Origin of the sequence: Denitratisoma sp. DHT3 (assembly GCF_007833355.1) — a bacterium.
Classification (GTDB): domain Bacteria; phylum Pseudomonadota; class Gammaproteobacteria; order Burkholderiales; family Rhodocyclaceae; genus Denitratisoma.
Genome location: NZ_CP020914.1, coordinates 602,798 through 628,516, shown reverse-complemented (window position 1 = coordinate 628,516; position 25,719 = coordinate 602,798). Strand labels below are relative to the sequence as shown.

Below are 25,719 nucleotides of genomic sequence, written 5' to 3'. Positions count from 1 at the left end.
CTCAGGCCACGGCCACCCGTTGCAGCAGGGCGGCGATCACCCGGTCGGCATCGACGCCACTTGCATGAGCCTCGTAGCTGAGGATCAGGCGGTGGCGCAGGCAGTCGGCGGCCACGGCGCGCACGTCGTCGGGCGTCACGTGATCGCGCCCCGTCAACCAGGCATGGGCGCGGGCGGCCCGGTCCAGGGCGATGGCGCCGCGCGGGCTGGCCCCCACCTGGAGCCAGCCGGCCAAGTCGTCGCCGTAAGGGCGGGGCTCGCGGGTGGCATGGACGATATCCACCAAGTAACGGTCGATGGCCGGCGCCACATGGATGTCATGCACCATGCGCCGGGCGGCGAAGACGATCTCCGGCGACAACTGCGGCAGCCCGGGAGTCTGGGAGCGTGTGCCGTCGGGACGTTCCTCACCGCGCACCAGACGCAGCATCTCCGCTTCGGCCTCGACGCCGGGGTAGCCGACCCGCAACTTCATGATGAAGCGATCCATCTGGGCTTCGGGCAAGGGATAGGTGCCCTCCTGCTCGATCGGGTTCTGGGTCGCCATGACCATGAACAGGGGCGGCAGGGCATGGGTGCTGCCGGCCACGGTGACTTGGCGCTCCTCCATGGCCTCCAGCAGCGCGGCCTGGACCTTGGCCGGCGCCCGGTTGATCTCGTCGGCCAGCACCAGGTCGGCGAAGACCGGCCCCGGCGCGAAGCGGAATTCGTCCCGTCCGTCCTCCTGGTGGTAGATCTCGCTGCCGGTGATGTCGGCGGGCAGGAGGTCCGGGGTGAACTGGATGCGGGAGAGCCTTGCCGCCAGATGGCCGGCGAGGCTGCGCACCGCCCGGGTCTTGGCCAGTCCCGGCAGGCCCTCCACCAGCAGGTGGCCGTTGGCCAGGAGGCCGAGGATCAGGCCCTCCACCAGGGCCTGCTGGCCCAGCACTTCGCGGTTGAGGCGTTGCTGCAGTTCGAGAATGGCGCTACGCGGGTCCATGGTCACACGCTGAAAGGACAGTTAGCCCGAATATTTCACGAAAGTAGGTCGGCGGAATCGCCGTGAGGCGCGTTAATACTGGTGTCGAGACAGGGTTAACGGAGTATTCCGCCGATGCCAAATTGTACGCGTGGGGACATGGAGTTTGGGCGCCTGGGTCGTTGCACGATTGAGGCGAATTTTGAGGGTGGCGCGCTCAGTTCCGATGGCGGCCTGATGCTGCTGCGGCAAGTCGACCGGCGCATTGGATTGTCACGTGCGGTAGCGGAAGCACTGCACGACCCACGGGATCAGGATCGCATCACGCATGGGATGCGCGACCTGGTCGCCCAGCGCCTGTATGCCCTGTGCTGCGGGTACGAGGATCTGAACGACCATGCCGCCCTGCGCAACGACCCGCTGATGCAAACCGCCGTCGGCACGGGTGATGAATTGGGCAGCAGCCCGACCCTGTGTCGGCTGGAGCAGCGGGCCACGCGATCGGACATCGTGGCCTTGAACCGGGTACTGGTCGACCAGTTCATTGCTAGCCAGGCGACCTGTCCGGAGGAACTGGTGCTGGACATCGACGCCTCCGACATCCCGCTGCACGGGGAACAGGAACAGACCGAGTTCCACGCCTACTACGACCACTACTGCTACCTGCCCCTGTATGTGTTCGCTGGCAAGGCCATGCTCGCCTGCGTCCTGCGCCGCAGCCGGATCGACGGTGCCAAGCATGCGGCCGCCGTAATCAAGCTGATCGTGACCCGGCTACGCCAGACCTGGCCGGCCCTGCGGATCATTGTGCGCGGGGATTCGGGATTCTGCCGCCAGCGCCTGATCCGCTGGTGCGAACGCCACGGCGTCGGCTACATCATCGGGATGGCGAGGAATGCCCGTCTGCATCGCCACGTAGCTGACTGGGAGCAGACGATGGCGCAGGCTTTCCACGACACCGGGGTCAAGCAGCGACTGATCCGGCAATTCTCCTACGCCGCCAAGAGCTGGGATCGGGAACGACGCCTGATCACCCGCCTGGAGTTTGGCGTCCAGGGCACCAATCCGCGTTTCATCGTGACCAACCTCGACCGTCCTGCCGAGGAGCTGTATGACGACCTCTACTGCCAGCGGGGCGAGGCCGAGAACCGGATCAAGGAAACCCAGTTGGATCTGTTCGGTACGCGCGCCAGTTGCCACAAGTTCCTGGCCAACTGGCTGCGCATCTTGTTCTCGGCATTGGCTTACACGCTGATGCAACGCCTGCGCGAGATCGCGCTCCGGCACACCGATCTGGCGAAGGCCACGGCGGCGACGATTCGCGTAAAACTGCTCAAGATCGGGGCGGCGGTGATTCGCAATACGCGGCGCATTCGCATCCTGCTGGCGTCGCACCATCCGCTGCGCGATATCTACTTCATCGCCGCCAACGCCTTGGCGTCTCCATAGCCGCAACCGAGTGCGTCCCCGACATGGTGAGCTTCGGGGGTTGGGGGAAGTCCGTCTGAAATTCGCTTATTTGATCAAGATTTGATCAAATGCCTCCACACGCATCACGATCAACCCGTCCAGCATATCTACGCGCCCAAATCATAGGGCTGGTGAAATATCCGGGTTAGGACAGTTGCACGGAATGAAAAGGGCTGTCGCGGCCGAACCGGGACAGCCCTCGCCGAGGTGCTCGGGTCTCAGTTGACTTCGATACTCAGGCTACCGCCTTTCTGGCGCGGGGGGAACTGCCTCAGGCTCATCATGTGCTGGCCCAGCACGTCCTTGAAGAGGCCGCCGATCCAGCTCTTTTCCATGGCCATGTGCTGGCTCTTTTCGCCATCCTGTTTCTCGAACGGGTCCATGCGCAGATTGAACAGCAGGGCCGCCGGTTTGTTCCAGTCGAAGAAGCCTTCGCGAGTCTTGAAATGGCCCTTCCAGGGACCGACGCGCACGGCGGTCAGTTCGCGCTCGTTGTAGTAGATGAAGAAATTGCGGGCCGATGGCGCCTTGCCCTGCCAATGCTCCAGATTGTTCACCCCATCGAGATGAACTTTCTGACTGGTCTTGAGTTCTTCCACGGTATTGGGATCGCCGGCCGCCGCCGCCAGGGTGGGCAAGATGTCCAGGTGGCTCTGGATGCCATTGGAGACGGAACCCGGCTTGATCCTGCCCGGCCAGCGTACCAGCATCGGCACCCGCACGCCGCCTTCCCAGGTAGTGGCCTTCTCGCCGCGGAAGGGCGTCGAACCGCCATCGGGCCACCAGGCGGACATGGCGCCGTTGTCGGTGGTGAAGATCACGATGGTGTTGTCGGCCAGTTTCTTGTCCTCCAGCCACTTGAGGATGCGCCCCACGTTCTTGTCCAGTTCCATCATGCCGCTGCCGTAGACGTCATAGTCCGACGAATACGGCTGGGCCAGATAGCGGCTCTCGGACTTGAGATGGGTATAGACGTGCATCCGCGTGGTGTTGAGCCAGGTGAAGAAGGGCTTGCCGGACTTGGAGGAACGATCCATGAAGTCGAACGCCGCGTCGGTGAACTCGTCGTCGATGGTCTCCATGCGCTTCTTGGTCAGCGGGCCCGTATCCTGGATCTTTTGCTTGCCGACCTTGCCGAAACGCGGATCGACCGTGGGGTCGTCTTCCGTGCTGGCCGTAGCGCGGATCACGCCGCGCGGCCGGTAGCGCTGGTTGAAGCCCGGGTCCTTGGGCCAGTCCATCTGCTCGGGCTCCTCTTCGGTATTCATGTGGTAGAGGTTGCCGTAGAACTCGTCGAAACCATGCACGGTAGGCAGGAACTCGTTGCGGTCGCCCAGATGGTTCTTGCCGAACTGGCCGGTGCGATAGCCCTGCTTCTTCAACACCTCGGCCACGGTCGGGTCCTTCTCGCTGATGCCGATGCGGTCGCCCGGCTGGCCGACGGTGGTCAGGCCCGTTCGGATCGGCATCTGGCCGGTGATGAAGGCGGCGCGGCCGGCGGTACAACTGGGCTCGCCGTAGTGGTCGGTGAACAGCATGCCTTCCCTGGCGATGCGGTCGATATTGGGGGTGGGCACCATCATGCCGTGGTTATAGGCGCCGACGTTCCAGTAGCCCACGTCGTCGGCCATGATGACCAGGATGTTGGGCTTGCCGGCCGCCTGGGCCAGGGGGAGCAGGCCGAGTGCCAGCAGGCACCCCAGACATAGCCGCCAGAATCCGCGTAGGGTCCGCATTGTTCTCTCCTTGTCGTCCGCTCCGTCGGCGGAGTTTTCGTGAATTTTCGTTATTGGGCCGCCCTTGGCGGCGCGATGAAGGAACGCTGGCATGATCGCGCCGTTCCTCGGCCAAGGGACACGAATTTAGCAGGAATGGGTCGGGGGTCGCGGACGGGGCCGCCCAAAAAGGGCGACAGGGCCGCCTGCCTGTGTGCAGGCCACAAGATCAGGAAAAACGCGCGCCCTCACCCCGGCCCTCTCCCGTGAGGGGAGAGGGCGCCTCCTGCGATATTCATCCCGCACCAGGAAATTGGCCTCAGGCGTCGTGCGCCGCGCCGCCGAAGGCCAGGCGCTCCAGCCGCCGCAGTTCGTCGCGCGCCGCGGCGGCTTCCTCGAACTCCAGGTTCCTGGCGTGACCCTGCATCGCCTTTTCCAGGCGCTTGATCTCGCGCGCCAGCTGCTTCTCGCTCATCGTCTCGTAGCGGGCCTGCTCCTCGGCCGCCTTGAGCTGCGCCCGCTCCTGGGCGGCCGACTCGGCGTCATAGACGCCGTCGATGATGTCCTTGATGCGTTTCACCACGCCCTTGGGGGTGATGCCGTGCTCGGCGTTGAAGGCGAGCTGCTTCTCGCGCCGGCGCTCGGTTTCGGCGATCGCCTTGGCCATGGAGTCGGTGATGCGGTCTGCGTAGAGAATGGCGGTGCCGTTCAGGTGGCGCGCTGCGCGGCCGATGGTCTGGATCAGGCTGCGGGTGGAACGCAGGAAGCCCTCCTTGTCCGCGTCGAGGATGGTCACCAGCGACACCTCGGGGATGTCCAGGCCCTCGCGCAGCAGGTTGATGCCGACCAGCACGTCGAATTCACCCAGGCGCAGGTCGCGAATGATCTCGACGCGCTCCACGGTGTCCACGTCGGAATGCAGATAGCGCACGCGAACGCCGTTGTCGGCGAGGAATTCGGTGAGCTGCTCGGCCAGGCGCTTGGTCAACGTGGTGACCAGCACCCGCTCCTCGACGGCGACCCGCTTCTTGATCTCCCCCAGCAGGTCGTCCACCTGCGTGGTGGCGGGACGCACCTGGATCACCGGGTCTACGAGACCCGTCGGCCGCACCACCTGCTCCACCACCTGGCCCTGGTGTTGCGCCTCGTAGTCCGCCGGAGTGGCGGAGACGAAGACCGTCTGCGGCATCAGGCTCTCGAATTCGGCGAATTTCAGGGGGCGGTTGTCCAGCGCCGAGGGCAGGCGGAAGCCGTAGTTGACCAGATTCTCCTTGCGCGAGCGGTCGCCCTTGTACATGCCGCCGATCTGGCCGATGGTGACGTGGGATTCGTCGATGAACAGCAGCGCGTCCGGCGGCAGGTAGTCGATCAGGGTCGGCGGCGGCTCGCCCGGCTGGCGGCCGGAGAGGTGGCGCGAGTAGTTCTCGATGCCCTTGCAGAAGCCGAGCTGGTCCAGCATTTCCAGGTCGAAACGGGTGCGCTGCTCGATGCGCTGGCACTCGACGAGCTTCTGTTCCTTCTGGAAGAACTCGATGCGGTCCCGCAGCTCGACCTTGATCGCCTCGACGGCCTTCACCACCGTCGCCCGCGGCGTGACGTAGTGGCTCGACGGATAGACGGTGAAGCGGGAGAGCTTCTGCCGCCGCTGCCCGGTCAGGGGATCGAACAGCGCCAGCGACTCCACCTCGTCGTCGAACAGGGTCACGCGCACGGCGTTCTCGGCGTTCTCCGCCGGGAAGATGTCGATCACGTCGCCCCGCACGCGGTAGATGCCACGCTGGAAATCCAGCTCGTTGCGCTCGTACTGCATCTCCGTCAGACGCCGGATGATGTCGCGCTGGCCGAGTTTCTCGCCCTCGCGCAGATGCAGCACCATGCTGTGGTAGTCGACGGGATCGCCGATGCCGTAGATCGCCGACACCGTCGCCACAATCACGCAGTCGCGCCGCTCCATCAGGCTCTTGGTGGCCGAGAGCCGCATCTGCTCGATGTGCTCGTTGATCGAGGAATCCTTCTCGATGAACAGGTCGCGCGCCGGTACGTAGGCCTCGGGCTGGTAGTAGTCGTAGTAGGAGACGAAATACTCGACCGCGTTCTCCGGCAGGAACTCGCGGAACTCGGCGTAGAGCTGGGCCGCCAGGGTCTTGTTGGGCGCCATCACCAGGGCCGGGCGCCCCAGCCGGGCGATGATGTTGGCCATGGTGTAGGTCTTGCCCGAACCGGTGACCCCGAGCAGGGTCTGGAACGACAGGCCGTCCTCGATGCCCTCCACCAGTTGGTCGATGGCGGCGGGCTGATCGCCGGCCGGGGGAAAGGGCTGGTGCAGGCGGAAGACGCCGTTGGGAAACTGGATCACCTCGGCCATGGGGCCGTCTCCGGGTCGAAGGAAAACCTGGATTCAACCATGCCCGGCCGGGGCAAGGCCAGCTCAGACCCCGCTGGCCGGGCTGGGAAATGCCAGGGCAATCAGGCCGCGCCCAGGGCGGGGTAGCGCAGGCCCGTGAGCTGCTCCGTCACTTCCCACAGGCGCTTGGCGGCCTCCATGTCCTGGCCGGCGGGCTTGACGACGGCGGCCTTCGGCGCCCCCTTCATTTCGCCGAAGCCGTCGGGCCCGTAGAAGCCGCCGCCCGTCGCCTCGGGCGACGCGGCCGCGTACATGGTCGGCAGGGCACCGGCCGCGGCCGGCTGGCCGAGGAAGGGCATGACCATCGACAGGATGGCGGTGATCATGTAATCGCCCAACTGGAACTTGCCCAGGTTCTTGCGATTGGCGCCGATGGCCGTCTGCGCCACGCCGGGATGAACGGCCATGCTCTTGATCCTGCCGCCGGCCGCGTCGATGCGGCGCTGGAATTCACGGGCGAAGAGCAGGTTGGCCAGTTTGGTCTGGTTATAGGGCCGCTGGGAGGTGTAGTTGCGCTCGATCTGCAGATCGTCCCAATCGAAATACCCCTTGCCGTGGACCATGCTGGACACCGTCACCACCCGCGGCGCGGGCGCTGCCTGCAACAGCGGCAGCAGCATGCCGGTGAGGACGTAGTGCCCCAGATGGCCGATGGCGAAGGTCAGTTCGAAACCGTCGGGACTCGTGCGCCGCTCGCTGATGGGCTGGATGCCGGCATTGTTGATCAGGACGTCCAGCGGTTTGCCCTCCGCCACCAGCGCGGCGGCGAAGTCCTTCACCGCCTGCTGGCGGCTCAGATCCAGGGGCAGGAATCGCACCCGGGCGTCGGCCCGCCGGGCGCGGATGCGCTCCATGGCCGCCTCGCCGCCCTTTTGATTGACGTCCGCCAGCAACACCTCGGCGCCATGCTCGGCCAGGGCGCGGGCCGCCTCGAAGCCGATTCCGCTCGCCGCCCCCGTCACCAGGATGCGCTTACCGTCCAACGCGGGAATGTCGCTCTCGTTCCATTTCGCCATGTTCTGCCGTCCCCATGCCTGCGCCCATCCGCCCGATGCGCGGATGGCGAATCAAAAAAGAGTGCATTGTAAAGAAAGTGCTCCACCGTTCAGGAGACATATAATTGGAAATCCATGAACGCCCAGCCCGCCCAGTTGCTCGACACTCGCGGCCGCCCGCTGCGGGATCTGCGGATTTCGGTCACCGACCGCTGCAATTTCCGCTGCCTGTACTGCATGCCGAAGACGGTGTTCGGCCGCGACTACCCCTTCCTGCCGCGCCAGGAATTGCTCAGTTTCGAGGAGATCACCCGCATCGCCCGGCTGTTCGTCGCCCAGGGCGTCACCAAGGTCCGTCTCACCGGTGGCGAGCCGCTGCTGCGCCACCGCGTCGAACAGCTGATCGAGATGCTGGCCGCGATCCCCGGCCTGGAACTGACCCTGACCACCAACGGCTCGATCCTCGCCAAGAAGGCGCAGACGCTCAAGGATGCCGGCCTGCACCGGGTCACCGTGAGCCTGGATGCGCTGGACGACGCCACCTTCCGCCGCATGAACGACGTCGACTTCCCCGTCGCCCAGGTGCTGGAAGGCATCGAGGCCGCCGGCAAGGTGGGCCTGGCGCCGGTCAAGATCAACATGGTGGTCAAGCGGGGCACCAACGACGAGGCCATCGTCCCGCTGGCGGAGCATTTCCGTGGCAGCGGCCACATCGTCCGCTTCATCGAGTTCATGGACGTGGGCAGCAGCAACGACTGGAAGATGGACGAAGTGCTGCCTTCCAGGGACGTGATCCGCCGCATCGACGCCGTTTTCCCGCTGGAGGCCATCGACCCCAACTATTCCGGCGAAGTCGCCCAGCGCTGGCGCTACAAGGACGGCGCGGGCGAGATCGGCGTGATTTCCTCGGTGACCCGGGCCTTCTGCTCCACCTGCACCCGGCTCCGCCTCTCCACCGAGGGCAAGCTCTACACCTGCCTGTTCGCCGACCACGGCCACGACCTGCGCGCCCTGGTCCGCGGCGGCAGCACGGACCAGGAGATCAGCGACCGGATCGGCGCCATCTGGCGGACGCGCGATGACCGCTATTCGGAAATCCGCACGGCGGAAACCGCGGCTCGGCGCAAGATCGAAATGTCCTACATCGGCGGCTGAGGGGTGACGGAACAAGTCACCGGCCTGGTCCTGGCGGGCGGCGAGGGGCGCCGCATGGGCGGTCGGGACAAAGGGCTGCTGGACTGGCACGGCCGCCCCCTGGCGGCCAATGCGCTGGCGCGGCTGCGGCCCCAGGTGGACGCGCTGCTGATCAGCGCCAACCGCCACCAGGCGGACTACGTGGCCCTGGGCGCCCCGGTCATCGGCGACCGGATGCCGGACTACGCCGGCCCCCTGGCCGGACTGCAGGCCGGGCTTCACGCCTGCGCCACGCCATTACTGGTCGCGGTGCCCTGCGACGTACCGGCCTTTCCCACCGATCTGGTGACGCAACTGCGGGCCGCGCTGGACCGCGCCGTCGCGCCGGTGGCCTACGCCGCAACGGCGCAGCGTCAGCACGCCACCTTCATGCTGGTCCGACGCGAAGCCTTGCCACACCTGGAGGTCTATCTGGCCGAAGGCGGACGCAAGATACGCGAATGGCTGCAACGCGTCGGCGCGACGGAAGCCCGCTTCGCCGACGAAGCCGCTTTCGCCAACCTCAACCGGCCGGAAGACCTGCTGCCCTCGCCATAGCCGGCCTCACGGCTCGCCGGCGACGGGCAAGGCCGTCCTGTCGATCACCCGGCGCAGCACGAAGCTGGAATGGACGCCCGTCACGCCCTCGATGCGGGTGATCCGGTTCAGCAGCAGCTCCTGATAGGCGTCCATGTCCTTCACCGCCACCTTCAACTGGTAATCGGCGGATTGCCCGGTGATCAGCAGGCACTCCAGCACCTCGGGGATTTCGCCCACCCGGGTTTCGAAATTGCTGAAGCGTTCCGGGGTATGCCGGTCCATGGCGATATGCACCAGCGCCATCAGCGACAACCCCAGCGCCTTGGCGTCCAGCAGCGCCCGATAGCCGACGATCAATCCGCTCTCTTCCAGCGCCCGGACCCGGCGCAGGCAAGGGGAAGGCGAGAGGCCGATGCGATCGGCCAGCTCCTGGTTGGTCAGCCGCCCATCCTCCTGGAGGATGCGCAGAATCGCCCTATCGTACCGATCCAGTCCGTGAATATTCTCCATGCCAGCCCCACTACGAAATAAAAATTCAATATCCGACTATTTTTAGTTATTAAATTCCAAAACAAGACGAATAGCCAGCAATATTCGCAAGCACATTTCCCGCCTCCCTGGATAGCATGAACACCGTCGCAGCATCGCTGCATCCCTATCCGGAGCCCCACCATGTTGCAAGATCCCGCCGGCAAATACCGCCCCTTCCCGCCCGTCGCCCTCCCGGACAGGCAGTGGCCCCAGCGCACCATCACCCAGGCCCCAGTCTGGATGAGCACCGACCTGCGCGACGGCAATCAGGCCCTCTTCGAACCCATGGACAGCCGCCGCAAGTTGCAGATGTTCCACATGCTCTGCGACATCGGCTTCAAGGAAATCGAAGTGGCCTTCCCTTCCGCCTCCCAGACGGATTTCGATTTCGTGCGCACCTTGATCGAGGATGACCATATCCCGCCCGACGTCACCATCGAGGTGCTCACCCAGGCCCGCGAACCCCTGATCCGCCGCACCATGGAATCCTTGCGCGGCGCCCGCCGGGCCATCGTCCACGTCTACAACGCCACCTCCCGCCCCTTCCGGGAATTCGTCTTCGGCATGAGCCGCGCCGAGGTCGTCCACATGGCGGTGTCCGCCGTGCAGTTGATCAAGGTCTTGGCCGAGGAACAGCCGGAAACGGAATGGGTGCTCGAATACAGCCCGGAAACCTTCACCGCCACCGAACTCGATTTCGCCCTCGAAATCTGCAATGCGGTCTCGGCGGCCTGGGATGCCCGACCCGAGCGGAAGATCATCCTCAACCTGCCCACCACGGTCGAGATCGCCACACCCAACGTCTATGCCGACCAGATCGAATGGATGCACCGACACCTCGAACGCCGCGACAGCGTGATTCTCAGCCTCCATCCCCACAACGATCGCGGTACTGCGGTCGCCGCCGCCGAATTGGCCCTGATGGCCGGCGCCGACCGGGTGGAAGGCTGCCTCTTCGGCAACGGCGAGCGCACCGGCAACGTCGACCTCCTCACCCTCGCCCTGAACCTCCACACCCAGGGCGTCGCCCCCGGCCTCGACTTCTCGGACATCAACGCCATCGCCCGCAGCTACGAGCAGTGCACCCAGTTGCCGGTGCCGCCGCGCCACCCCTACGCCGGCGATCTGGTGTTCACCGCCTTTTCCGGCTCCCACCAGGACGCCATCCACAAAGGCTTCGCCCGCCAGGCACCCGACACCCTCTGGGAGGTGCCCTACCTGCCCATCGACCCGGCCGACCTCGGCCGCAGCTACGACTCCATCATCCGCATCAACAGCCAGTCCGGCAAAGGCGGCGTCGCCTACCTCATGGAAAGCGAATTCGGCATCCGCCTGCCGCGCCGTCTCCAGGTGGACTTTTCGCGCATCGTCCAGGCCCATAGCGACCGCCATGGCAGCGAAGTGGATGCCGCAACCCTCTGGGCGCTTTTTACCGAGCACTACCTCGAACCCGCCGGGCCGTTCCGTTTCGGCAGCCATCAGCTGTTCGATCATGAAGGTAGCCAAGGCATCCGATTGACGGTCGAAACGCCCGCCGGACTCCGAAGTCTCGCCGGCACGGGCAACGGCCCCATCGATGCGGCGATCCACGCCTTGAACGCCCTCGGCATTCACGCCCAGGTCCGCAGCTTCGAAGAGCGCTCCCTGGGCCCCAGCGGCGAAGGCGGCAATGCCCGGGCCTACGCCCTGATCGAGCTGGCCGACGAGCAGGGGGAGGCCGAGGCCTTCGGCGCCGGCATCGACGGCAACATCGTAACGGCCTCCCTCAAGGCACTGTTCAGCGGCATCAACCGCCTGGCGGCCATGCATCCGCCGCAGCAAGCATCCCAAGCCGCCTGATTCCTGTCCGTTCCTTCGATAAGGAAGTAGGCGTTCTCTTTCACTTTCTCAGACACCTGAGTAAATCAAGCAGTGCTGCGGGCCTAGCCAAGTGGCGAAGACTGAGGGATTCAGCAAGGCAGGCGCTGACGGGTGTGCCCGAACAGCCCCTCGAACAACATCCAGATCCAGAAGAACACTGTCCAGCCCAGCAGCAGGTTGGTAATGAAGATCGCATCGGTGGCTACATGCCGCCGGACGACTGCCATCAGCGTCGGCAGGAAGTAGATCAGCAACAGGAACGAAAGCAGTGACATCACATCCTCCTGCTTCAAGAATAGGACATAGCCATGACATTTAAAGTCGGTAGCCTGGTGGTCGAAATGAGCGCCAACGTGGTGCGACGTCGCCGCCGCGCTGGCCGTCTATTCCCTCTTCGGGTTTCAATCCTCGCCCCTCGTTGCCGAGGGGCGCCACCCTCTGCGCCCAGACGCGGCCTCCCTGCTCCCGGAGTTTCAATCCTCGCCCCTCGTTGCCGAGGGGCGCCACGTCCAGGCGCAAGGGCCGAAGCAATCCGTACTCAAGTTTCAATCCTCGCCCCTCGTTGCCGAGGGGCGCCACGTGCTTGATTGCGACCGTTCCGCCAATGACCGCGAGGTTTCAATCCTCGCCCCTCGTTGCCGAGGGGCGCCACTCGGCGCAGGAAACAAGCCCGGCACGATGATCGTGTTTCAATCCTCGCCCCTCGTTGCCGAGGGGCGCCACGTAATCACTTGATAGTGATAACTCTGGCGTTGCGGGTTTCAATCCTCGCCCCTCGTTGCCGAGGGGCGCCACTCTGGTATAACACGACAAAAGGAATCCCCTATTTTGTTTCAATCCTCGCCCCTCGTTGCCGAGGGGCGCCACCTGGCGGGGCACGTCGACCGGCCAATAGGTGTTGACGTTTCAATCCTCGCCCCTCGTTGCCGAGGGGCGCCACCCGGAGCGGGTTGACGATTACTCGCCGCCACCTTGTTTCAATCCTCGCCCCTCGTTGCCGAGGGGCGCCACGCATGCAGAAGCGGCCGAAATTGCCGCCCGACAAGTTTCAATCCTCGCCCCTCGTTGCCGAGGGGCGCCACGCGGCTCTCTGAAACGCTAGGAAAATTTGTGTATGTTTCAATCCTCGCCCCTCGTTGCCGAGGGGCGCCACCGGGAACATTGCCAGCACTTCCGGCGACCCGTCATGTTTCAATCCTCGCCCCTCGTTGCCGAGGGGCGCCACCGAGACAAGCGGTAACCACGCCTTCGATACTGGAGTTTCAATCCTCGCCCCTCGTTGCCGAGGGGCGCCACCATCGATCTTGTCCTCAATGCGGTCTAGCTTGCTGTTTCAATCCTCGCCCCTCGTTGCCGAGGGGCGCCACTCGTGAGTAAGGCGGCCCCTGCTTTATCCTTGGGGTTTCAATCCTCGCCCCTCGTTGCCGAGGGGCGCCACACGAAATACCCGCGCTGGATGGCGTTTTTATCCTGTTTCAATCCTCGCCCCTCGTTGCCGAGGGGCGCCACTTTCTGTACCGCGCCGCCATCGACATACCAGAAATGTTTCAATCCTCGCCCCTCGTTGCCGAGGGGCGCCACGCCGTCGATCTGCGCCGCAATGACTGCTCCCGAGGGTTTCAATCCTCGCCCCTCGTTGCCGAGGGGCGCCACTCCTCCTGTTGCTGAGATTAAACTACCGAAGGAAGTTTCAATCCTCGCCCCTCGTTGCCGAGGGGCGCCACGTTTAACGCGGTATTCTCCGGGGGCTTCGGCTCCCGGTTTCAATCCTCGCCCCTCGTTGCCGAGGGGCGCCACTTTTGGGGCATCCGACTATTGCAGATCGCCGAGTTGTTTCAATCCTCGCCCCTCGTTGCCGAGGGGCGCCACAACCGCCTGGCCCTTCGGGGCCGGGCCTACTTCAAGGTTTCAATCCTCGCCCCTCGTTGCCGAGGGGCGCCACAATTGAAATGGCAAAACGACCGAATCATCGTTGAGTTTCAATCCTCGCCCCTCGTTGCCGAGGGGCGCCACGTGGGATGGCCGCATTCATGCCGGCACGAAGCGCAAGTTTCAATCCTCGCCCCTCGTTGCCGAGGGGCGCCACACGAAGCTCACCACGCAGCAAGCGCAAGCTGGCAGTTTCAATCCTCGCCCCTCGTTGCCGAGGGGCGCCACCAGGCACTGGTCACCGTCAAGCAGATGGAGACCGTTTCAATCCTCGCCCCTCGTTGCCGAGGGGCGCCACAGCCCGACCACTTTTTGACGGAACCGGAGATAGTGGTTTCAATCCTCGCCCCTCGTTGCCGAGGGGCGCCACCAATCCGATCATCCGCATGAGCATGGACATCCGGGTTTCAATCCTCGCCCCTCGTTGCCGAGGGGCGCCACCATAACCAACACCAAGAGCATAAAGGTCTAGATTTGTTTCAATCCTCGCCCCTCGTTGCCGAGGGGCGCCACGGCTTCGCTATCGTAAAAATAGCGGTCGGATTTTGTTTCAATCCTCGCCCCTCGTTGCCGAGGGGCGCCACATATTTTTGATGATATAGTGCTCGGCCCGTCGGTGTTTCAATCCTCGCCCCTCGTTGCCGAGGGGCGCCACCCCCCCGGGCGGCCCGCGACCTTGATGGCCGCGTTAAGTTTCAATCCTCGCCCCTCGTTGCCGAGGGGCGCCACGATTGCAAGCCCAGCAACCCTAAAGATGCTATTGGTTTCAATCCTCGCCCCTCGTTGCCGAGGGGCGCCACGGACGGCTTGCCGTGGGATTCCCGCATTCACGTTGTTTCAATCCTCGCCCCTCGTTGCCGAGGGGCGCCACAACGCCGAAACAAGCCCTTAAGTCGGGTGTTGACGTTTCAATCCTCGCCCCTCGTTGCCGAGGGGCGCCACACCGCCTGGCCCTTCGGGGCCGGGCAACCTTGGAGAGTTTCAATCCTCGCCCCTCGTTGCCGAGGGGCGCCACCCCGACGTTGCCAGCTATTACCCGCGGCTTATTCTGTTTCAATCCTCGCCCCTCGTTGCCGAGGGGCGCCACCTATGGCCTGTTGCACCATGAACGCAATATTGTTGTTTCAATCCTCGCCCCTCGTTGCCGAGGGGCGCCACAGCTGATGGAGTCCTGCAGCCTGCCGGCCATGGCGTTTCAATCCTCGCCCCTCGTTGCCGAGGGGCGCCACGTAGCCAGCATCTCTCTCCGCACTGGCCAGTCGCAGTTTCAATCCTCGCCCCTCGTTGCCGAGGGGCGCCACGTCCTCGAGATGCTTGGTGGTCACGCCGTACTTGGCGTTTCAATCCTCGCCCCTCGTTGCCGAGGGGCGCCACGAGCGTGGCACCGTTCCAGACGAGAGACCTCAGAAGTTTCAATCCTCGCCCCTCGTTGCCGAGGGGCGCCACCCGGGTGGGCCCCGCCTTCCACCATGCAATGGTCGTTTCAATCCTCGCCCCTCGTTGCCGAGGGGCGCCACTTCGACGGTGTGATCCTGGACGAGTCCAGCATTCTGTTTCAATCCTCGCCCCTCGTTGCCGAGGGGCGCCACTCCTCGCCGCCCGCACCCATGAGCTGACCGGGGGTGTTTCAATCCTCGCCCCTCGTTGCCGAGGGGCGCCACGCTGGCTGATCTGGCGCTATGAGCAGACACCGGGGGTTTCAATCCTCGCCCCTCGTTGCCGAGGGGCGCCACACGAGATCCGCAACCGGCTCATGCCTGCCATCCAGGTTTCAATCCTCGCCCCTCGTTGCCGAGGGGCGCCACCCTATACGTTGCCGGCGTCATTATTTGGAGTCACTGTTTCAATCCTCGCCCCTCGTTGCCGAGGGGCGCCACTCCCCAGCGGCTGGATCAGGGCGCTCATGACGTTGTTTCAATCCTCGCCCCTCGTTGCCGAGGGGCGCCACGGTTCGCGCATAACAGGTGGAAAATACGAAGATTTCGGCCCGCTTTGCGCGAACCGATGCACGAACCATTTCCCGTATTCCATTGGCAATCCAAGCGACTTTTACCGCCCTGAAAATTCATAGTGTTAGCCCTTGCGCGAACTTCCCAGGTATTTTCCATTACTCGGAGTTCGCGCAGGGAATAACAAACAATGCTGATGGTTACACCACAAGCGGCCCATCAAAATCCGTGGCGCGGAAGGTACCGTGCTCTCTGACCTCGCAGCCCCGGCTGCTGGCCAGGCGGTAGAGACGCAGGTTGTCCTGCTCGGGATCAATCTCGGCCAGCAGCTTGCGTTCCAGCGCTTCCAGTTTCGCCAGATCAACCTGGCATTCGAAAACGGATTTCTGCACCCGCTGCCCGACGGCCTCGCAGGCTTTTGCCACACGACGCAAACGGCGACGCCCTTCCCGGGTTTCAGTATTCACGTCGTAGCAAACAATGACCAGCACGATGTCACCTCAACAGGAAAGGCAGGTAGCTATCCATATCGCCGCGCAGGGTCCGGGCAAGAAAGCGGGCCTGGAGTTGAGGCAACAAACCCAAGACTACGGGCTGCTCCAGCAGAGGATGGGTAAGTAGTTCCTGTTTGCGCTCCTGCCAAGCCACCACCACCGCCTTTCGGCCTTTTTCTTCCAGGCTGACACCTCCGCCCTCATGGACCATGAAATCACCGGCCTGGACCTGTCCACGGTTGATCAGCGTCAATGCCAGCCGATCCGCCTGATGACGGAACTCTTCCATGAGATCGAGGGCCAGGGCCGCCCTTCCCGGCCGAACCGCATGCAGAAAACCCAACTGTGGGTCCAGACCCACCGTTTCCAGGGCGGAGCGGCAATCATTCATCAGCATGGCGGTAGAGGAAAGATAGCAACGCATTCATCCGATCACGGGGAGGACGGCGGGTACGGCCATCCAGGGCGAAATCCTGTCGCGCATCGGCCCGTACCAGATTATTGAGACAGCCGAAATACTGGCGCGCCGCCTCCCCCTCCACGCCGCGCACCGTGTCAAGGTCCGCTGCAATAGGCAGGGCGCGCAGCGAGGCGGCCAGATCGTTCGCTCCTCGGGAAAGAATGGCTGCATCGTCTTCGCTCTTGGCCTCCCGAGCGCCACGCAACAACACCTGCCGGCAGTTACGAATCTTGCCCGCCACACAGGCCCGGGCCACGGCCAGGGCAAATGCGGCATCGCCCGCTTTCTCATGCTGTGCCCTACGTAGCAGGATGTTCCCCGACACCGGCCCTTCCAGCCGGGCCTTGAAGCGGCCGTGGCCGTCCAGCAGCACCAGACTCTGGCCATTGTCGGCCAGTCGATGCATCAACGCCGGCGAGACCAGGACATTGCCGAATACCACGATGCCGCCCAGATGGTGCAAGGGCACCCGCAAACGGGTTTCCCGTTCCACCTCGATACGCACGGTATCGTTGTCCAGGTGCAGATAGGCAAGGGGCGTGGTGACATAAAGCGTGTTAAGCAGGGTTTGCATGATCAAACCCCGTCGTCGGGTTCAAACAACTTCTTCGCCAGACCGGAGCGCCGCTCCCGGGCGGACATGGCTTCCGGCTGGCACAAATCAATCAGCGAGCACTCCCGACAGCGTTTGTCGTTAACGGGCGGGGGCAATTAGGGGGCAACAAGAGCGGCGCGTACCTCGGCGATGCAGACCTCCACCGCCTGTCGTAATTCGACCGTAATCGCCACCTCGCGCCGATGCCGCGAACTGGCATGGTAGATGGCGCCGAAGGGAACAGGGCGCCCCTCCATTTCCTCCAGGCACAGGGCCTGAGCGGCGAGTTGAATATCGTCGTGGAGCTTCTCGCGCTTCCTGCCGTGCTTGTACTCCACGGGGTAAGGTGTGCCATCGGCCAGAAACTCCACCACGTCGGACTTACCCACCAGCCCCAGCCGGTCACACCACAGGGGCACAGCCCGGGCGATTCGCCGACCCTGGCAACCGACCTCGACGCCCGGCTGATCGGTGCGGGCATGAACGGCCTGTCCGCGCAGGGTATGGATATTTTCCGCAAATGCCTGTTCGGCGTGAATCAGGCAGCACTGGCGCGGGCAATAGCTCCAGTGCTCAAGGGCGGAAATGGAAATCTGCTCAGTTTCGGTCACGCTCAGAGCGCTACGGCTTCGGCATGGAGCCGGAAACCCAGGGCCTTGACCACTTTCATCACCGTACCGAATTCCGGATTGCCCTCACCCGAGAGCGCCTTATACAGACTCTCTCGGGAAAGTCCGGTATCCCGCGCCAGTTGCGTCATGCCTCGCGCCTTGGCGATCACACCCAAGGCATGGGCGATCAGGGCAGCGTCCCCCTCCTCCAGACATGCCTCCAGATACAAAAGCATGTCCTCTTCGGTTTTCAGGTACTCGGCAGAGTCCCAAGGTCGCAATTTTGTCGATCCCATGATGGCTCCTATACATTCCGTGCCAATTCCAGGGCGCACTTTGCCTTGGCCAGGGTGGCCGTTTCATCACGGAGTTCCTGGGACAGTGCCGAACCCGGCGCATCATCGGGATGCCAGTCGGGGAGGCCGGCGTGATGACCAGCGATTAAGTAGGCCAGCAGCCGGCCATAAGGACCACAACTATCTACCCCATGAATCGCACCGGCAATCGCATGCTTGACCTTGCCGGGCGCGGTTTCGATATGGGCGTCGAAACCGCTTGTCGAACGGATGTATTGCTGGAATTCAGGCTGGTATTTGCCTAGATCGTGCCAGAGCCCGGTGCGGAAGGCCCAAGCCGGCGGAGCGAAAGGTGTCGAGAAATGGGCGGCCAAGGTTGCCACTTCGCGCAGATGCTCATCCAGCACATGGTGTTCCCAATTGTCATCACCGCAACCCAACTTGATATGGGCAATCAACGCCACCATTACCTCCATGACGATAAGTTATGCAGGGATTGTATCCAGTGTTGTCTCGTGCTCAGGCTATATGAATCACGCAACAACGATCCCAACCGTGATGACACCCTCAAACTAGTTTGCATTAGAACTTTACCCTTGATATAGTTCTCATGCGAACTAATATCCCATTCATGACCTCCATGTCCGGCAGCCGTTTTCTCCCGATGATCCGCGAACTGGCCCAATGCTTCCAGGCGTTCGAGAGCTACTCGGCCGCCCATATCCGCAGTCTGGGACTGACGCCGCCGCAGTTCGACATCATTGCCACCCTGGGCAACCAGCGCGACATGAGCTGCAAGGAGCTGGCCGAGCAGACCCTGATCACCAAGGGCACCCTGACCGGGGTGCTGGACCGCCTCGCCGCGAAGGGCCTGCTGAGCCGCCTGCCCTCGCCGGTCGACGGACGCAGTTGGATCGTCCGGTTGACGGCCGCCGGCCAGGCGCTGTTCGAAGACGTCTTTCCGGCCCATGTGGCGCACCTTCAGCCCATTTTCGAGTCCTATTCCGACGCCGAGCTGGATGCCTTGCGCACGCAGTTCGCCCGCCTGCGCCATGCCTTCGGCGAGAATTCCCCTGATAACCATCAAGAGGAGAACCATCCGTGACCAGCAACCGCTACACCACCGGCGCCATTCATCTGCATTGGCTGATCGCCGTCCTGATCGCCATCACCTTCGGCGTCGGCGTCTATATGCACGAACTGCCCCTGTCGCCCTGGAAACTGAAGGTCTATTCCTGGCACAAGTGGGCCGGCGTCACCATCTTCCTCCTGGTGCTGGTACGCCTGGCCTGGCGCCTGGGCCATCGGCCGCCGCCCCTGCCCGAAACCATGTCCCCGCTCTTGCGCCGATTGGCCGAAGCCACGCACTGGCTGCTGTACCTGCTGATGTTCGCGGTGCCGCTGAGCGGCTGGCTGATGAGTTCCGCCAAGGGTTTTCCGGTGGTGCTGTTCGGCGTGCTGCCCATTCCCGACCTGCTGGCGAAGAATCCGCCGCTGGGCGATCGACTGGCCCAAGTGCATCAGGCGCTGAATTTCCTGTTCCTGCTGCTGGTCGGCGGCCATGTCGCCGCCGCCCTGAAGCATCACTACATCGACCGGGACGACGTGCTGACCCGGATCCTGCCCGTCAGAAAGGAGACCCGCTGATGAACAAGATACTGACCGGCCTGTTACTGGCCTGCGCGCTGGCGGCATCGGCCGGGGCCGTCGAATACAACGCGGTGCAGACCGACAAGAGCCGCATCGACTTCGTCTTCAGGCAGATGAACGTGCCGGTGGATGGCCGCTTCAAGAAATTCACCAGCACCCTCGCCTTCGACCCGGCCAGGCCGGAAGCCGCCAAGGTCGGCCTCACCATCGAGTTGGCCAGCATCGACACCGGTTCCAAGGAGGCCGATGACGAGGCGATCGGCAAACAGTGGTTCAACGTCAAGGCGTTCCCAACGGCCAGCTTCGTTTCCAGTCGGGTCCGCAGTCTGAGCAAGGACCGCTATGAGGTCGGCGGCACCCTGACCATCAAGGGCAAGTCGCGCGAAATCGTCACGCCCGTCAGCGTCAAGACCGACGCCAGCGGCGCCGTCTTCGAAGGCGGCTTCAACCTGAAGCGCGCCGACTACGGCATCGGCGAAGGCCCCTGGGCCGATTTCGACACCGTCGGCAATGAAATTCAAATCAAGTTCCGCGTCGTTGCAGCAAGCACCACCCCTCGCAAGTAATCAACACCCCCAATCCTCAGGAGATACATCCATGAAAAAACTGACCATCCTGGCTCTCGCCGCCGCCTTTTCCAGCGCCACCTTCGCCGCTCCGGAAACCTACAACCTCGAACCCAACCACACCTTCCCGCGCTTCTCCTACAGCCACCTCGGCTATTCCGTGCAAGTCAGCCGCTTCGACAAGACCTCCGGCAAGGTCGTGTTCGACAAGGCCGCCAAGACCGGCGCCGTCGACATCGTGGTCGACGCCAAGTCGGTGAGCACCGGCTCCGCGCTGTTCAACGAACACATCCAGGGCGAGGATTATCTGGACACGGCCAAGTACCCCACGGCCACCTTCAAGTCCACCAAGGTCACCTTCGAAGGCGACAAGCCGGCCAGGATCGAAGGCAACCTGACCCTGAAGGGCATCACCAAGCCGGTGACCCTGACCGTCACCTCCTTCCAGGCGATGCCCCATCCGATGCTGAAACGGGATGCGATCGGCGCCAACGCCACCACCAAGGTCAAGCGCAGCGACTTCAACATGGGCAAGAACGCACCCTACGTCGGCGACGAGGTGACGATCGACATCGCCATGGAAGCGATCAAGGAGTAAATCTTCCCTGCCTCCGGAAGGCGGAACCTCTCCTTCCGCCTTCCTGGCGACGGATCAGTCGATGACCGCCACCGCCGATATCTCCACCAGCATGTCCGGAAAGCCCAGCGCCTGCACGCCGACCATGGTCGAGGCGTTGGGCGGGAAGGGTTTGCCGTCCAATGCCTCGCTCACGGCGCGGGAAAACTGCTCCAGGACCGCCGGGTTCAGATCCTTGACGTACATGACGCTACTGACCACGTCCGAGAGCTGCGCGCCGGCAGCTTCAAGGGCGGTGGCGAGATTCTGCAAGGCCTTGACCGTCTGGGCGTAGTAGTCGCCCGCCCCGATGAGCCGCATCTCGCTGTCGAAGGCTCCCTGGCCGGCCACGTAGACCGTCCGGCTCCCGGAAGCGACGACCACTTGCGAGTAACTGGACATTTTCATCAGGGTATCGGGATTGATGTGCTGCCTGGGCATGGCTGATCCTTTCGCGGTCCATGGTGGTTCGGTTATTCCGGTTTCAGCAGGGTCAGCGGGCTGCCGACCGCAATCGACCCGGCCCGCTCGACGACGACATTGACACCCAGGCGGCGCTCGCAGTGTTCGACCAGGCTGCGCATCAGTCCTTTCCGCTCCGCCACCCCGCACCAGGGCTGGGCGCGCACGGGCATGCCGCAGCGCACGGTCCGGCTATCCACCCGCAGCACGGCTTCGCCGATCCGCAGACGGGCGCCGACCCAGCCGTTCTCGGTCAGGGCCGCGGTCCCGGTCGCCTCGATCAACAGGTTCGGCCGAAAGCGCTGCACAACCGCATCCGCGTCCGTGCGATCTTCCAGATAGGCAAGCGAATCGGTGGTCAGCAGGTGCAGGGGAAAAGCGTCGAAATAGGTACCGGGCGGTGTCGCATACTCCTTGAGGAGCGCCAGCAGATCGGGCGGCGCCTCGGAAAAGTCGGGAATGGCCTCGCCAGCCTGCAAGGCCATGGCCTCGCTGAACTCCTCGGGCGTGGACACCGACGCCAGGCGATAGTGATCCCGATTGGAGGGGTGCGCCCGCGGAGCGAGCCGCAGCGCCTTTCCCAACGCCTCGCCGAGACGGATGCCGGTATCCGGATCGCGGGCGCTGAGCCGTTCGCCCCGAGGGGTCTCGATCACCACGTCGGGAACGTCGGCGTCGTAACAGTCGGCGGACGGCACCGCGCCGGACAGATGCCAGGCCCGGTATTGCAACAGGGCCGGCCACTTTTTCGCGTTACGGATTTCCCGCTTCTCCATATCGACGACCGCCCAGCAACGATCGCCGGGAATACCAAGAGGCGTCAGGAAAGCGGCGTCGATCCTCTCTCCCCCCATGCTCTTGACCGGATAACGCCATATCTCCTTCAGATGTCCAAGCAACATCGCCGCCTCCTGTATGTTTTTTATAGGCTCCCAACCATTTCACCGAATTATGTCACCGCCGTTCACCGACAAGGCGGACCGGAGCGAAGCACGGGCTGCCGGCATGGGCGGCATGAAAAATGGACGACCAGGGTAGACTCCGCCTCCAAATGAGACTCGGCGCCGTCTATCCCCGCTCCTTCCTGCAACTGCTCTCCATCGGCTTCATCCTGGTGGCTTTGCCCCTGGTGATCGGCCTGATCGCCAACGCCGTCTCCATTCGCCGCCTGTCCACGCAGAGCCAGCAGGCGGTTTTCCAAGCCTCGCAGGTCAGCCAGGCCAGTCGCGGGCTGATCGAGACCCTGGCCTCCCAGGAGCGAGCCGCCAGACAGTACCTGATCCTGCGCGATCCGGCCCTGCAGGAGCGTTACCTGACCCTGCACCAGTACCTGGACGACACCGCCGGCCGGCTCGCGGCTCTGCCTCTGAACGATAGTCAGCAGCAGGAACTGGCCGCGTTGCGGCGCCAGGCAGCCGAGCTGCACCGGGCGCTGACCGTTCCACCCAGCCCCTCCGCGCTGACGGACCGGCAGGTGGCCGAGCGCTTTGCCTCGCTCGCCACTGCCGCGCAGCTGATGCTCCAGCACAACAACGAGGCCATCGACCACGAGATCGCCGGCCTGCGCGAACTGGCGGCCGACGCCGAACGCATGATGCTGCTGCAACTGGCCGCGCTGCTGCCGGTCGTCGCCTTCCTCGTGATCGGTTTCACCCGCCTGCTCGCCCACCCCATCGCCCAGATGGAAGCGGCGATCGGCGGCCTCTGGGCCGGCCGCTTCGAACGCAGGATCGCGGTGGACGGCCCGCGCGACCTGCAATCCCTGGGCGAGCAGCTGGACCGGCTGCGGCTGCGCCTGGTGGCCCTGGAGGAACAGAAAAGCCGCTTCCTGCGCCAGGTGTCCCACGAACTCAAGACGCCGCTGACCGCCTTGCGCGAGGGTTCGGACCTGCTGGCGGAGGAAGCGGTCGGTCCGCTCAACTCCAAGCAGAAGGAACTGGCACGCATCCTGACCGACAACAGCCTGCATCTGCGCCAGTTGATCGAGGATCTGCTCAACTACAGCGCCGCCGACTTCGAGCAGGCCGCCCTGCGCCGTCAGGTGTTCCCGCTCGAGGAACTGGTGGCGGCGGTGGTGGAGAAACAGCGCCTGGCATGGAGCGCCCGCCAGCTGGCGGTGGATCTCGACTTGGCGCCGATCGCCCTGAATGCCGACCGGGAGCGCATCCGCACCGTGCTCGACAACCTGCTGTCGAATGCCATCAAGTATTCGCCGCCGGGCGGCCGCATCACCATCGCCGCCCGCAACGAAGACGGCGGCGCCCTGATCGAGGTCGCCGATCAGGGGCCGGGCATTCCCGAAGAAGACCGGGAACACATCTTCGACCCCTTCTACCAGGGCCGCATCCCGGCCGCCGGCCCGGTCAAGGGTTCGGGGCTGGGGTTGTCCATCAGCCGCGAGCACGTGCTCGCCCACGGCGGCCAGATCAGCCTGCTGCCGGGTGCCGGTGCCCGCTTCCGGGTGCGCTTGCCCCTACAATGAGCGCCATGCCACGCCTCGCTTGTCTTTTGTTGTCGCTGGCGCTGTCGGCCTGTTCCTCGGTCTCACTGCGCGGCAGCGGCAACCAGTATTGGCTGAAAGCCTCCGCCCCCGCCATCGTCACCGCGGCCGATTCGCTGTTCGCCTACCACGCCTACGTGCGCGGCCTGTCCGCGGCCGAATGGAGCAAGGAGAACGAGCAGGTGCGCGAAACCGCGAACCGCGAGAACAGCGAGTTCCAACGGATGCGCCAGGCCATCGCGGCGGCGGCCCCGGCCGCGGGAGCGCGGGAACACGTCCGAGCCCTGCAGCAGTTCGAGCAGCTCGAACGCGAGAGCGCGAAGCAGAACTCGTCCCTGCGCGGTCTGATCGCCGCCCTCAGGAGCGAACTGGCCGAACGGCGCCGGCTGGAGGACGCCCTGCGCGAGGAATCGCGGCGCGCGGAAGACCTGGAACAGAAGCTCGACGCCCTGAAGGCGATCGAGCGCAACCTGCAGGACCGCAGCCCGTCCGCGGTTCCCGCCGTCAAGAAAAGCCGATGAGCCAGGGCAGACTCCTGCTGGTGGATGATGACCGCGACCTGCTGCGCCTGCTCACCATGCGCCTGGAGGCCGCCGGTTACGCGGTGACGGCCGCCGACAGCGGCGAGCGAGCACTGGCCCTGCTGGCGGTGGAGCGTCCCCATGCGGTGATCACGGACATGAGGATGCCCGGCCTCGACGGCTCGGCCCTGTTCGAGGCCATACACCGGGGCTACCCGACCCTGCCGGTGATCATGCTCACGGCCCACGGCAGCATTCCGGAAGCGGTCGAGGCGACACGGCGGGGCGTCTTCGGCTACCTGACCAAGCCCTATGAGCCCCAGGCGCTGCTGGCCGAGGTGGCACGGGCGGTGAAGCTCGGCAACGTCGCCGCTCCCGGCGATGCCGCCGACGAAGAATGGCGCAACGAGATCATCAGCCGCAACCCGGCAATGGCGGCCCTGCTGGCCCAGGCCCGGCTGGTGGCGGCCGGCGAGGCGCGGGTGCTGATCCGCGGCGAATCGGGCAGCGGCAAGGAACTGCTGGCGCGGGCGATCCATCGGGCCAGCCCCCGCCACGCGGGCCCCTTTCTGGCGGTGAACTGCGGCGCCATCCCGGAGCAGCTGCTGGAATCCGAACTGTTCGGCCACCTGAAGGGTTCCTTCACCGGCGCCGTGCGCGATCACCGCGGCCTGTTCCAGGAAGCCGCGGGCGGCACCCTGCTGCTCGACGAGATCGGCGACATGCCCCTGCCCCTGCAGGTGAAACTGCTGCGGGTGCTGGAAGAGCGCCAGGTGCGGCCGGTGGGCGCGACCCGCAGCGTGCCGGTGGACGTGCGCATCCTCTCGGCCAGCCATCGCCGGCTGGAAGAGGAAATCGAGGCCGGGCGCTTCCGCGAGGATCTGTTCTACAGGCTCAACGTCGTCACCCTCAAACTGCCCGGCCTCGATGAGCGGCGCGACGACATTGCGCTGCTGGCGACCCATTTCCTGACGACCCTGGGCGCCAAATACGGCAAGACCCTGGGCGGCTTCGCCCCCGACGCCATGGAGCTCCTGACCAGCGCCGCCTGGCCGGGCAACGTGCGCCAGCTCTACAACGTGGTGGAACAGGCGGTGGCGCTGTGCACCGGCGGACTGATTCCCGCCACCCTGATCCGGAACGCCCTGGCCAGTCCGCAGGGCATGGCCTCCCTGGAAGAGGCCCGCACCGAATTCGAGCGCGACTACCTGGCCAAGCTGCTGCGCATGACCGGCGGCAACGTGGCCCAGGCCGCGCGCCTGGCCAAACGCAACCGCACCGAGTTCTACAAGCTGCTGCAGCGCCATCGCCTCGACCCGGCCTTGTTCAAATAGCTGTCGTCTACCGGCGACAAGCGCTTTCCCCTTCCGATCAGCCACTTGCCGTCCCATGGGGCGACTCCTGTCGTCCACCGGCGACAGAAC

The 25,719-nt window shown here is 64.4% G+C and carries 25 protein-coding genes and 1 CRISPR repeat array; of the genes, 11 read left to right on the top strand and 14 right to left on the bottom strand.

Going from position 1 to position 25,719, the window contains the following annotated elements:
• Nucleotide 1: 1 nt before the first annotated feature.
• On the bottom strand, nucleotides 2-979 hold the full coding sequence (locus tag B9N43_RS02805; protein WP_145840818.1) for an AAA family ATPase: 978 nt from the start codon (nucleotides 977-979) through the stop codon (nucleotides 2-4).
• A 114-nt stretch (nucleotides 980-1,093) separates the two neighbouring features.
• Between B9N43_RS02805 and B9N43_RS02800 the strand changes: the two genes are divergently transcribed.
• Nucleotides 1,094-2,407: an IS1380 family transposase gene (locus B9N43_RS02800; protein WP_145840817.1), complete on the top strand. Its 1,314-nt coding sequence runs from the start codon at nucleotides 1,094-1,096 to the stop codon at nucleotides 2,405-2,407.
• Between the two features lie 239 nt (nucleotides 2,408-2,646).
• Here the strand turns inward: B9N43_RS02800 and B9N43_RS02795 are convergent, their stop codons facing one another.
• From B9N43_RS02795 to B9N43_RS02785, 3 genes are all read right to left on the bottom strand, one after another.
• Complete coding sequence (locus tag B9N43_RS02795) at nucleotides 2,647-4,164, bottom strand: arylsulfatase (RefSeq protein ID WP_145840816.1); 1,518 nt, start codon at nucleotides 4,162-4,164, stop codon at nucleotides 2,647-2,649.
• A gap of 298 nt (nucleotides 4,165-4,462) precedes the next feature.
• The gene (uvrB, locus tag B9N43_RS02790; protein ID WP_145840815.1) at nucleotides 4,463-6,508 is read right to left on the bottom strand and encodes an excinuclease ABC subunit UvrB; all 2,046 of its coding nucleotides are present in this window, start codon (nucleotides 6,506-6,508) and stop codon (nucleotides 4,463-4,465) included.
• Nucleotides 6,509-6,609: 101 nt separating this feature from the next.
• Nucleotides 6,610-7,563: an oxidoreductase gene (locus tag B9N43_RS02785; protein WP_145840814.1), complete on the bottom strand. Its 954-nt coding sequence runs from the start codon at nucleotides 7,561-7,563 to the stop codon at nucleotides 6,610-6,612.
• Nucleotides 7,564-7,677: 114 nt separating this feature from the next.
• Here B9N43_RS02785 and moaA point away from each other — a divergent pair, with 114 nt between their 5' ends.
• Both moaA and mobA read left to right on the top strand, forming a co-directional pair.
• On the top strand, nucleotides 7,678-8,697 hold the full coding sequence (gene moaA, locus B9N43_RS02780) for a GTP 3',8-cyclase MoaA (RefSeq protein WP_145840813.1): 1,020 nt from the start codon (nucleotides 7,678-7,680) through the stop codon (nucleotides 8,695-8,697).
• Nucleotides 8,698-8,700: 3 nt separating this feature from the next.
• Complete coding sequence (gene mobA / locus B9N43_RS02775; protein WP_145840812.1) at nucleotides 8,701-9,273, top strand: molybdenum cofactor guanylyltransferase MobA; 573 nt, start codon at nucleotides 8,701-8,703, stop codon at nucleotides 9,271-9,273.
• Nucleotides 9,274-9,279: 6 nt separating this feature from the next.
• Here mobA and B9N43_RS02770 read toward each other — a convergent pair whose 3' ends face one another.
• Nucleotides 9,280-9,756, bottom strand: coding sequence for an Lrp/AsnC family transcriptional regulator (locus B9N43_RS02770; RefSeq protein ID WP_409994731.1), 477 nt, complete (start codon nucleotides 9,754-9,756; stop codon nucleotides 9,280-9,282).
• A gap of 171 nt (nucleotides 9,757-9,927) precedes the next feature.
• Here B9N43_RS02770 and leuA point away from each other — a divergent pair, with 171 nt between their 5' ends.
• Nucleotides 9,928-11,625, top strand: a complete 1,698-nt coding sequence (gene leuA, locus B9N43_RS02765; RefSeq protein ID WP_145840810.1) for a 2-isopropylmalate synthase — start codon at nucleotides 9,928-9,930, stop codon at nucleotides 11,623-11,625.
• A gap of 110 nt (nucleotides 11,626-11,735) precedes the next feature.
• Here the strand turns inward: leuA and B9N43_RS02760 are convergent, their stop codons facing one another.
• From B9N43_RS02760 to B9N43_RS02735, 7 genes are all read right to left on the bottom strand, one after another.
• A complete protein-coding gene (locus B9N43_RS02760; protein WP_145840809.1) occupies nucleotides 11,736-11,921 on the bottom strand; it encodes a superinfection immunity protein in 186 nt (61 codons plus the stop codon).
• 123 nt (nucleotides 11,922-12,044) lie between these two features.
• A CRISPR array of direct repeats spans nucleotides 12,045-15,523; the repeat unit is 37 nt; unit sequence GTTTCAATCCTCGCCCCTCGTTGCCGAGGGGCGCCAC.
• A 201-nt stretch (nucleotides 15,524-15,724) separates the two neighbouring features.
• Nucleotides 15,725-16,015, bottom strand: a complete 291-nt coding sequence (gene cas2, locus B9N43_RS02755; protein ID WP_145840808.1) for a CRISPR-associated endonuclease Cas2 — start codon at nucleotides 16,013-16,015, stop codon at nucleotides 15,725-15,727.
• 4 nt (nucleotides 16,016-16,019) lie between these two features.
• Nucleotides 16,020-16,409 carry a CRISPR-associated endonuclease Cas1 gene (cas1, locus tag B9N43_RS17485; protein ID WP_261379375.1) on the bottom strand — a complete coding sequence of 130 codons (390 nt, stop codon included), beginning with the start codon at nucleotides 16,407-16,409 and terminating at the stop codon, nucleotides 16,020-16,022.
• Nucleotides 16,402-17,052, bottom strand: a complete 651-nt coding sequence (gene cas1 / locus B9N43_RS17480; protein ID WP_261379374.1) for a CRISPR-associated endonuclease Cas1 — start codon at nucleotides 17,050-17,052, stop codon at nucleotides 16,402-16,404. The genes cas1 (B9N43_RS17485) and cas1 (B9N43_RS17480) overlap by 8 nt, the downstream gene beginning before the upstream one ends.
• Before the next feature lie 137 nt (nucleotides 17,053-17,189).
• On the bottom strand, nucleotides 17,190-17,684 hold the full coding sequence (gene cas4 / locus B9N43_RS02745; RefSeq protein WP_261379373.1) for a CRISPR-associated protein Cas4: 495 nt from the start codon (nucleotides 17,682-17,684) through the stop codon (nucleotides 17,190-17,192).
• 2 nt (nucleotides 17,685-17,686) lie between these two features.
• Nucleotides 17,687-17,980 (bottom strand): addiction module antidote protein, encoded by a 294-nt coding sequence (locus tag B9N43_RS02740; RefSeq protein ID WP_145840807.1) that lies wholly within the window; start codon nucleotides 17,978-17,980, stop codon nucleotides 17,687-17,689.
• Between the two features lie 8 nt (nucleotides 17,981-17,988).
• Nucleotides 17,989-18,447 carry a CRISPR-associated endonuclease Cas3'' gene (locus B9N43_RS02735; RefSeq protein ID WP_145840806.1) on the bottom strand — a complete coding sequence of 153 codons (459 nt, stop codon included), beginning with the start codon at nucleotides 18,445-18,447 and terminating at the stop codon, nucleotides 17,989-17,991.
• Nucleotides 18,448-18,590: 143 nt separating this feature from the next.
• Here B9N43_RS02735 and B9N43_RS02730 point away from each other — a divergent pair, with 143 nt between their 5' ends.
• Genes B9N43_RS02730 through B9N43_RS02715 form a run of 4 tightly spaced genes read left to right on the top strand, consistent with a single transcriptional unit; the run spans nucleotide 18,591 to nucleotide 20,794 of the window.
• Entirely contained in the window at nucleotides 18,591-19,085 is a 495-nt protein-coding gene (locus tag B9N43_RS02730) for a MarR family winged helix-turn-helix transcriptional regulator (protein ID WP_261379372.1), read from the top strand.
• Nucleotides 19,082-19,627 carry a cytochrome b gene (locus B9N43_RS02725; protein WP_145840804.1) on the top strand — a complete coding sequence of 182 codons (546 nt, stop codon included), beginning with the start codon at nucleotides 19,082-19,084 and terminating at the stop codon, nucleotides 19,625-19,627. Before B9N43_RS02730 ends, B9N43_RS02725 begins: the two co-directional genes overlap by 4 nt.
• Nucleotides 19,627-20,196, top strand: coding sequence for a YceI family protein (locus B9N43_RS02720; RefSeq protein WP_145840803.1), 570 nt, complete (start codon nucleotides 19,627-19,629; stop codon nucleotides 20,194-20,196). Before B9N43_RS02725 ends, B9N43_RS02720 begins: the two co-directional genes overlap by 1 nt.
• A 31-nt stretch (nucleotides 20,197-20,227) precedes the next feature.
• Entirely contained in the window at nucleotides 20,228-20,794 is a 567-nt protein-coding gene (locus B9N43_RS02715) for a YceI family protein (RefSeq protein WP_145840802.1), read from the top strand.
• A gap of 54 nt (nucleotides 20,795-20,848) precedes the next feature.
• On the opposite strand, the gene B9N43_RS02710 is transcribed toward B9N43_RS02715, so the two are convergent.
• On the bottom strand, nucleotides 20,849-21,253 hold the full coding sequence (locus B9N43_RS02710; protein WP_145840801.1) for a RidA family protein: 405 nt from the start codon (nucleotides 21,251-21,253) through the stop codon (nucleotides 20,849-20,851).
• 32 nt (nucleotides 21,254-21,285) lie between these two features.
• Nucleotides 21,286-22,176 (bottom strand): MOSC domain-containing protein, encoded by an 891-nt coding sequence (locus B9N43_RS02705; RefSeq protein ID WP_145840800.1) that lies wholly within the window; start codon nucleotides 22,174-22,176, stop codon nucleotides 21,286-21,288.
• Nucleotides 22,177-22,325: 149 nt separating this feature from the next.
• Here B9N43_RS02705 and B9N43_RS02700 point away from each other — a divergent pair, with 149 nt between their 5' ends.
• From B9N43_RS02700 to B9N43_RS02690, 3 genes are read left to right on the top strand one after another with little or no spacing between them, the layout of a single operon-like run.
• Nucleotides 22,326-23,756, top strand: coding sequence for a sensor histidine kinase (locus B9N43_RS02700; protein WP_186453952.1), 1,431 nt, complete (start codon nucleotides 22,326-22,328; stop codon nucleotides 23,754-23,756).
• A 5-nt stretch (nucleotides 23,757-23,761) separates the two neighbouring features.
• Nucleotides 23,762-24,295 (top strand): hypothetical protein, encoded by a 534-nt coding sequence (locus B9N43_RS02695; protein WP_145840798.1) that lies wholly within the window; start codon nucleotides 23,762-23,764, stop codon nucleotides 24,293-24,295.
• Nucleotides 24,292-25,629, top strand: a complete 1,338-nt coding sequence (locus tag B9N43_RS02690) for a sigma 54-interacting transcriptional regulator (protein WP_145840797.1) — start codon at nucleotides 24,292-24,294, stop codon at nucleotides 25,627-25,629. The genes B9N43_RS02695 and B9N43_RS02690 overlap by 4 nt, the downstream gene beginning before the upstream one ends.
• Nucleotides 25,630-25,719 lie beyond the last annotated feature (90 nt).

Excerpts from the sequence above, each read along its gene's own strand:
- B9N43_RS02805 (WP_145840818.1), bottom strand. The coding sequence starts at position 979 with ATGGACCCGCGTAGCGCCATTCTCGAACTGCAGCAACGCCTCAACCGC.
- B9N43_RS02800 (WP_145840817.1), top strand. The coding sequence starts at position 1,094 with ATGCCAAATTGTACGCGTGGGGACATGGAGTTTGGGCGCCTGGGTCGT.
- B9N43_RS02795 (WP_145840816.1), bottom strand. The coding sequence starts at position 4,164 with ATGCGGACCCTACGCGGATTCTGGCGGCTATGTCTGGGGTGCCTGCTG.
- uvrB (WP_145840815.1), bottom strand. The coding sequence starts at position 6,508 with ATGGCCGAGGTGATCCAGTTTCCCAACGGCGTCTTCCGCCTGCACCAG.
- B9N43_RS02785 (WP_145840814.1), bottom strand. The coding sequence starts at position 7,563 with ATGGCGAAATGGAACGAGAGCGACATTCCCGCGTTGGACGGTAAGCGC.
- moaA (WP_145840813.1), top strand. The coding sequence starts at position 7,678 with ATGAACGCCCAGCCCGCCCAGTTGCTCGACACTCGCGGCCGCCCGCTG.
- leuA (WP_145840810.1), top strand. The coding sequence starts at position 9,928 with ATGTTGCAAGATCCCGCCGGCAAATACCGCCCCTTCCCGCCCGTCGCC.
- B9N43_RS02760 (WP_145840809.1), bottom strand. The coding sequence starts at position 11,921 with ATGTCACTGCTTTCGTTCCTGTTGCTGATCTACTTCCTGCCGACGCTG.
- cas1 (WP_261379375.1), bottom strand. The coding sequence starts at position 16,409 with ATGAATGATTGCCGCTCCGCCCTGGAAACGGTGGGTCTGGACCCACAG.
- cas1 (WP_261379374.1), bottom strand. The coding sequence starts at position 17,052 with ATGCAAACCCTGCTTAACACGCTTTATGTCACCACGCCCCTTGCCTAT.
- B9N43_RS02740 (WP_145840807.1), bottom strand. The coding sequence starts at position 17,980 with ATGGGATCGACAAAATTGCGACCTTGGGACTCTGCCGAGTACCTGAAA.
- B9N43_RS02735 (WP_145840806.1), bottom strand. The coding sequence starts at position 18,447 with ATGGTGGCGTTGATTGCCCATATCAAGTTGGGTTGCGGTGATGACAAT.
- B9N43_RS02730 (WP_261379372.1), top strand. The coding sequence starts at position 18,591 with ATGCGAACTAATATCCCATTCATGACCTCCATGTCCGGCAGCCGTTTT.
- B9N43_RS02720 (WP_145840803.1), top strand. The coding sequence starts at position 19,627 with ATGAACAAGATACTGACCGGCCTGTTACTGGCCTGCGCGCTGGCGGCA.
- B9N43_RS02715 (WP_145840802.1), top strand. The coding sequence starts at position 20,228 with ATGAAAAAACTGACCATCCTGGCTCTCGCCGCCGCCTTTTCCAGCGCC.
- B9N43_RS02710 (WP_145840801.1), bottom strand. The coding sequence starts at position 21,253 with ATGCCCAGGCAGCACATCAATCCCGATACCCTGATGAAAATGTCCAGT.
- B9N43_RS02705 (WP_145840800.1), bottom strand. The coding sequence starts at position 22,176 with ATGTTGCTTGGACATCTGAAGGAGATATGGCGTTATCCGGTCAAGAGC.
- B9N43_RS02700 (WP_186453952.1), top strand. The coding sequence starts at position 22,326 with ATGAGACTCGGCGCCGTCTATCCCCGCTCCTTCCTGCAACTGCTCTCC.
- B9N43_RS02695 (WP_145840798.1), top strand. The coding sequence starts at position 23,762 with ATGCCACGCCTCGCTTGTCTTTTGTTGTCGCTGGCGCTGTCGGCCTGT.
- B9N43_RS02690 (WP_145840797.1), top strand. The coding sequence starts at position 24,292 with ATGAGCCAGGGCAGACTCCTGCTGGTGGATGATGACCGCGACCTGCTG.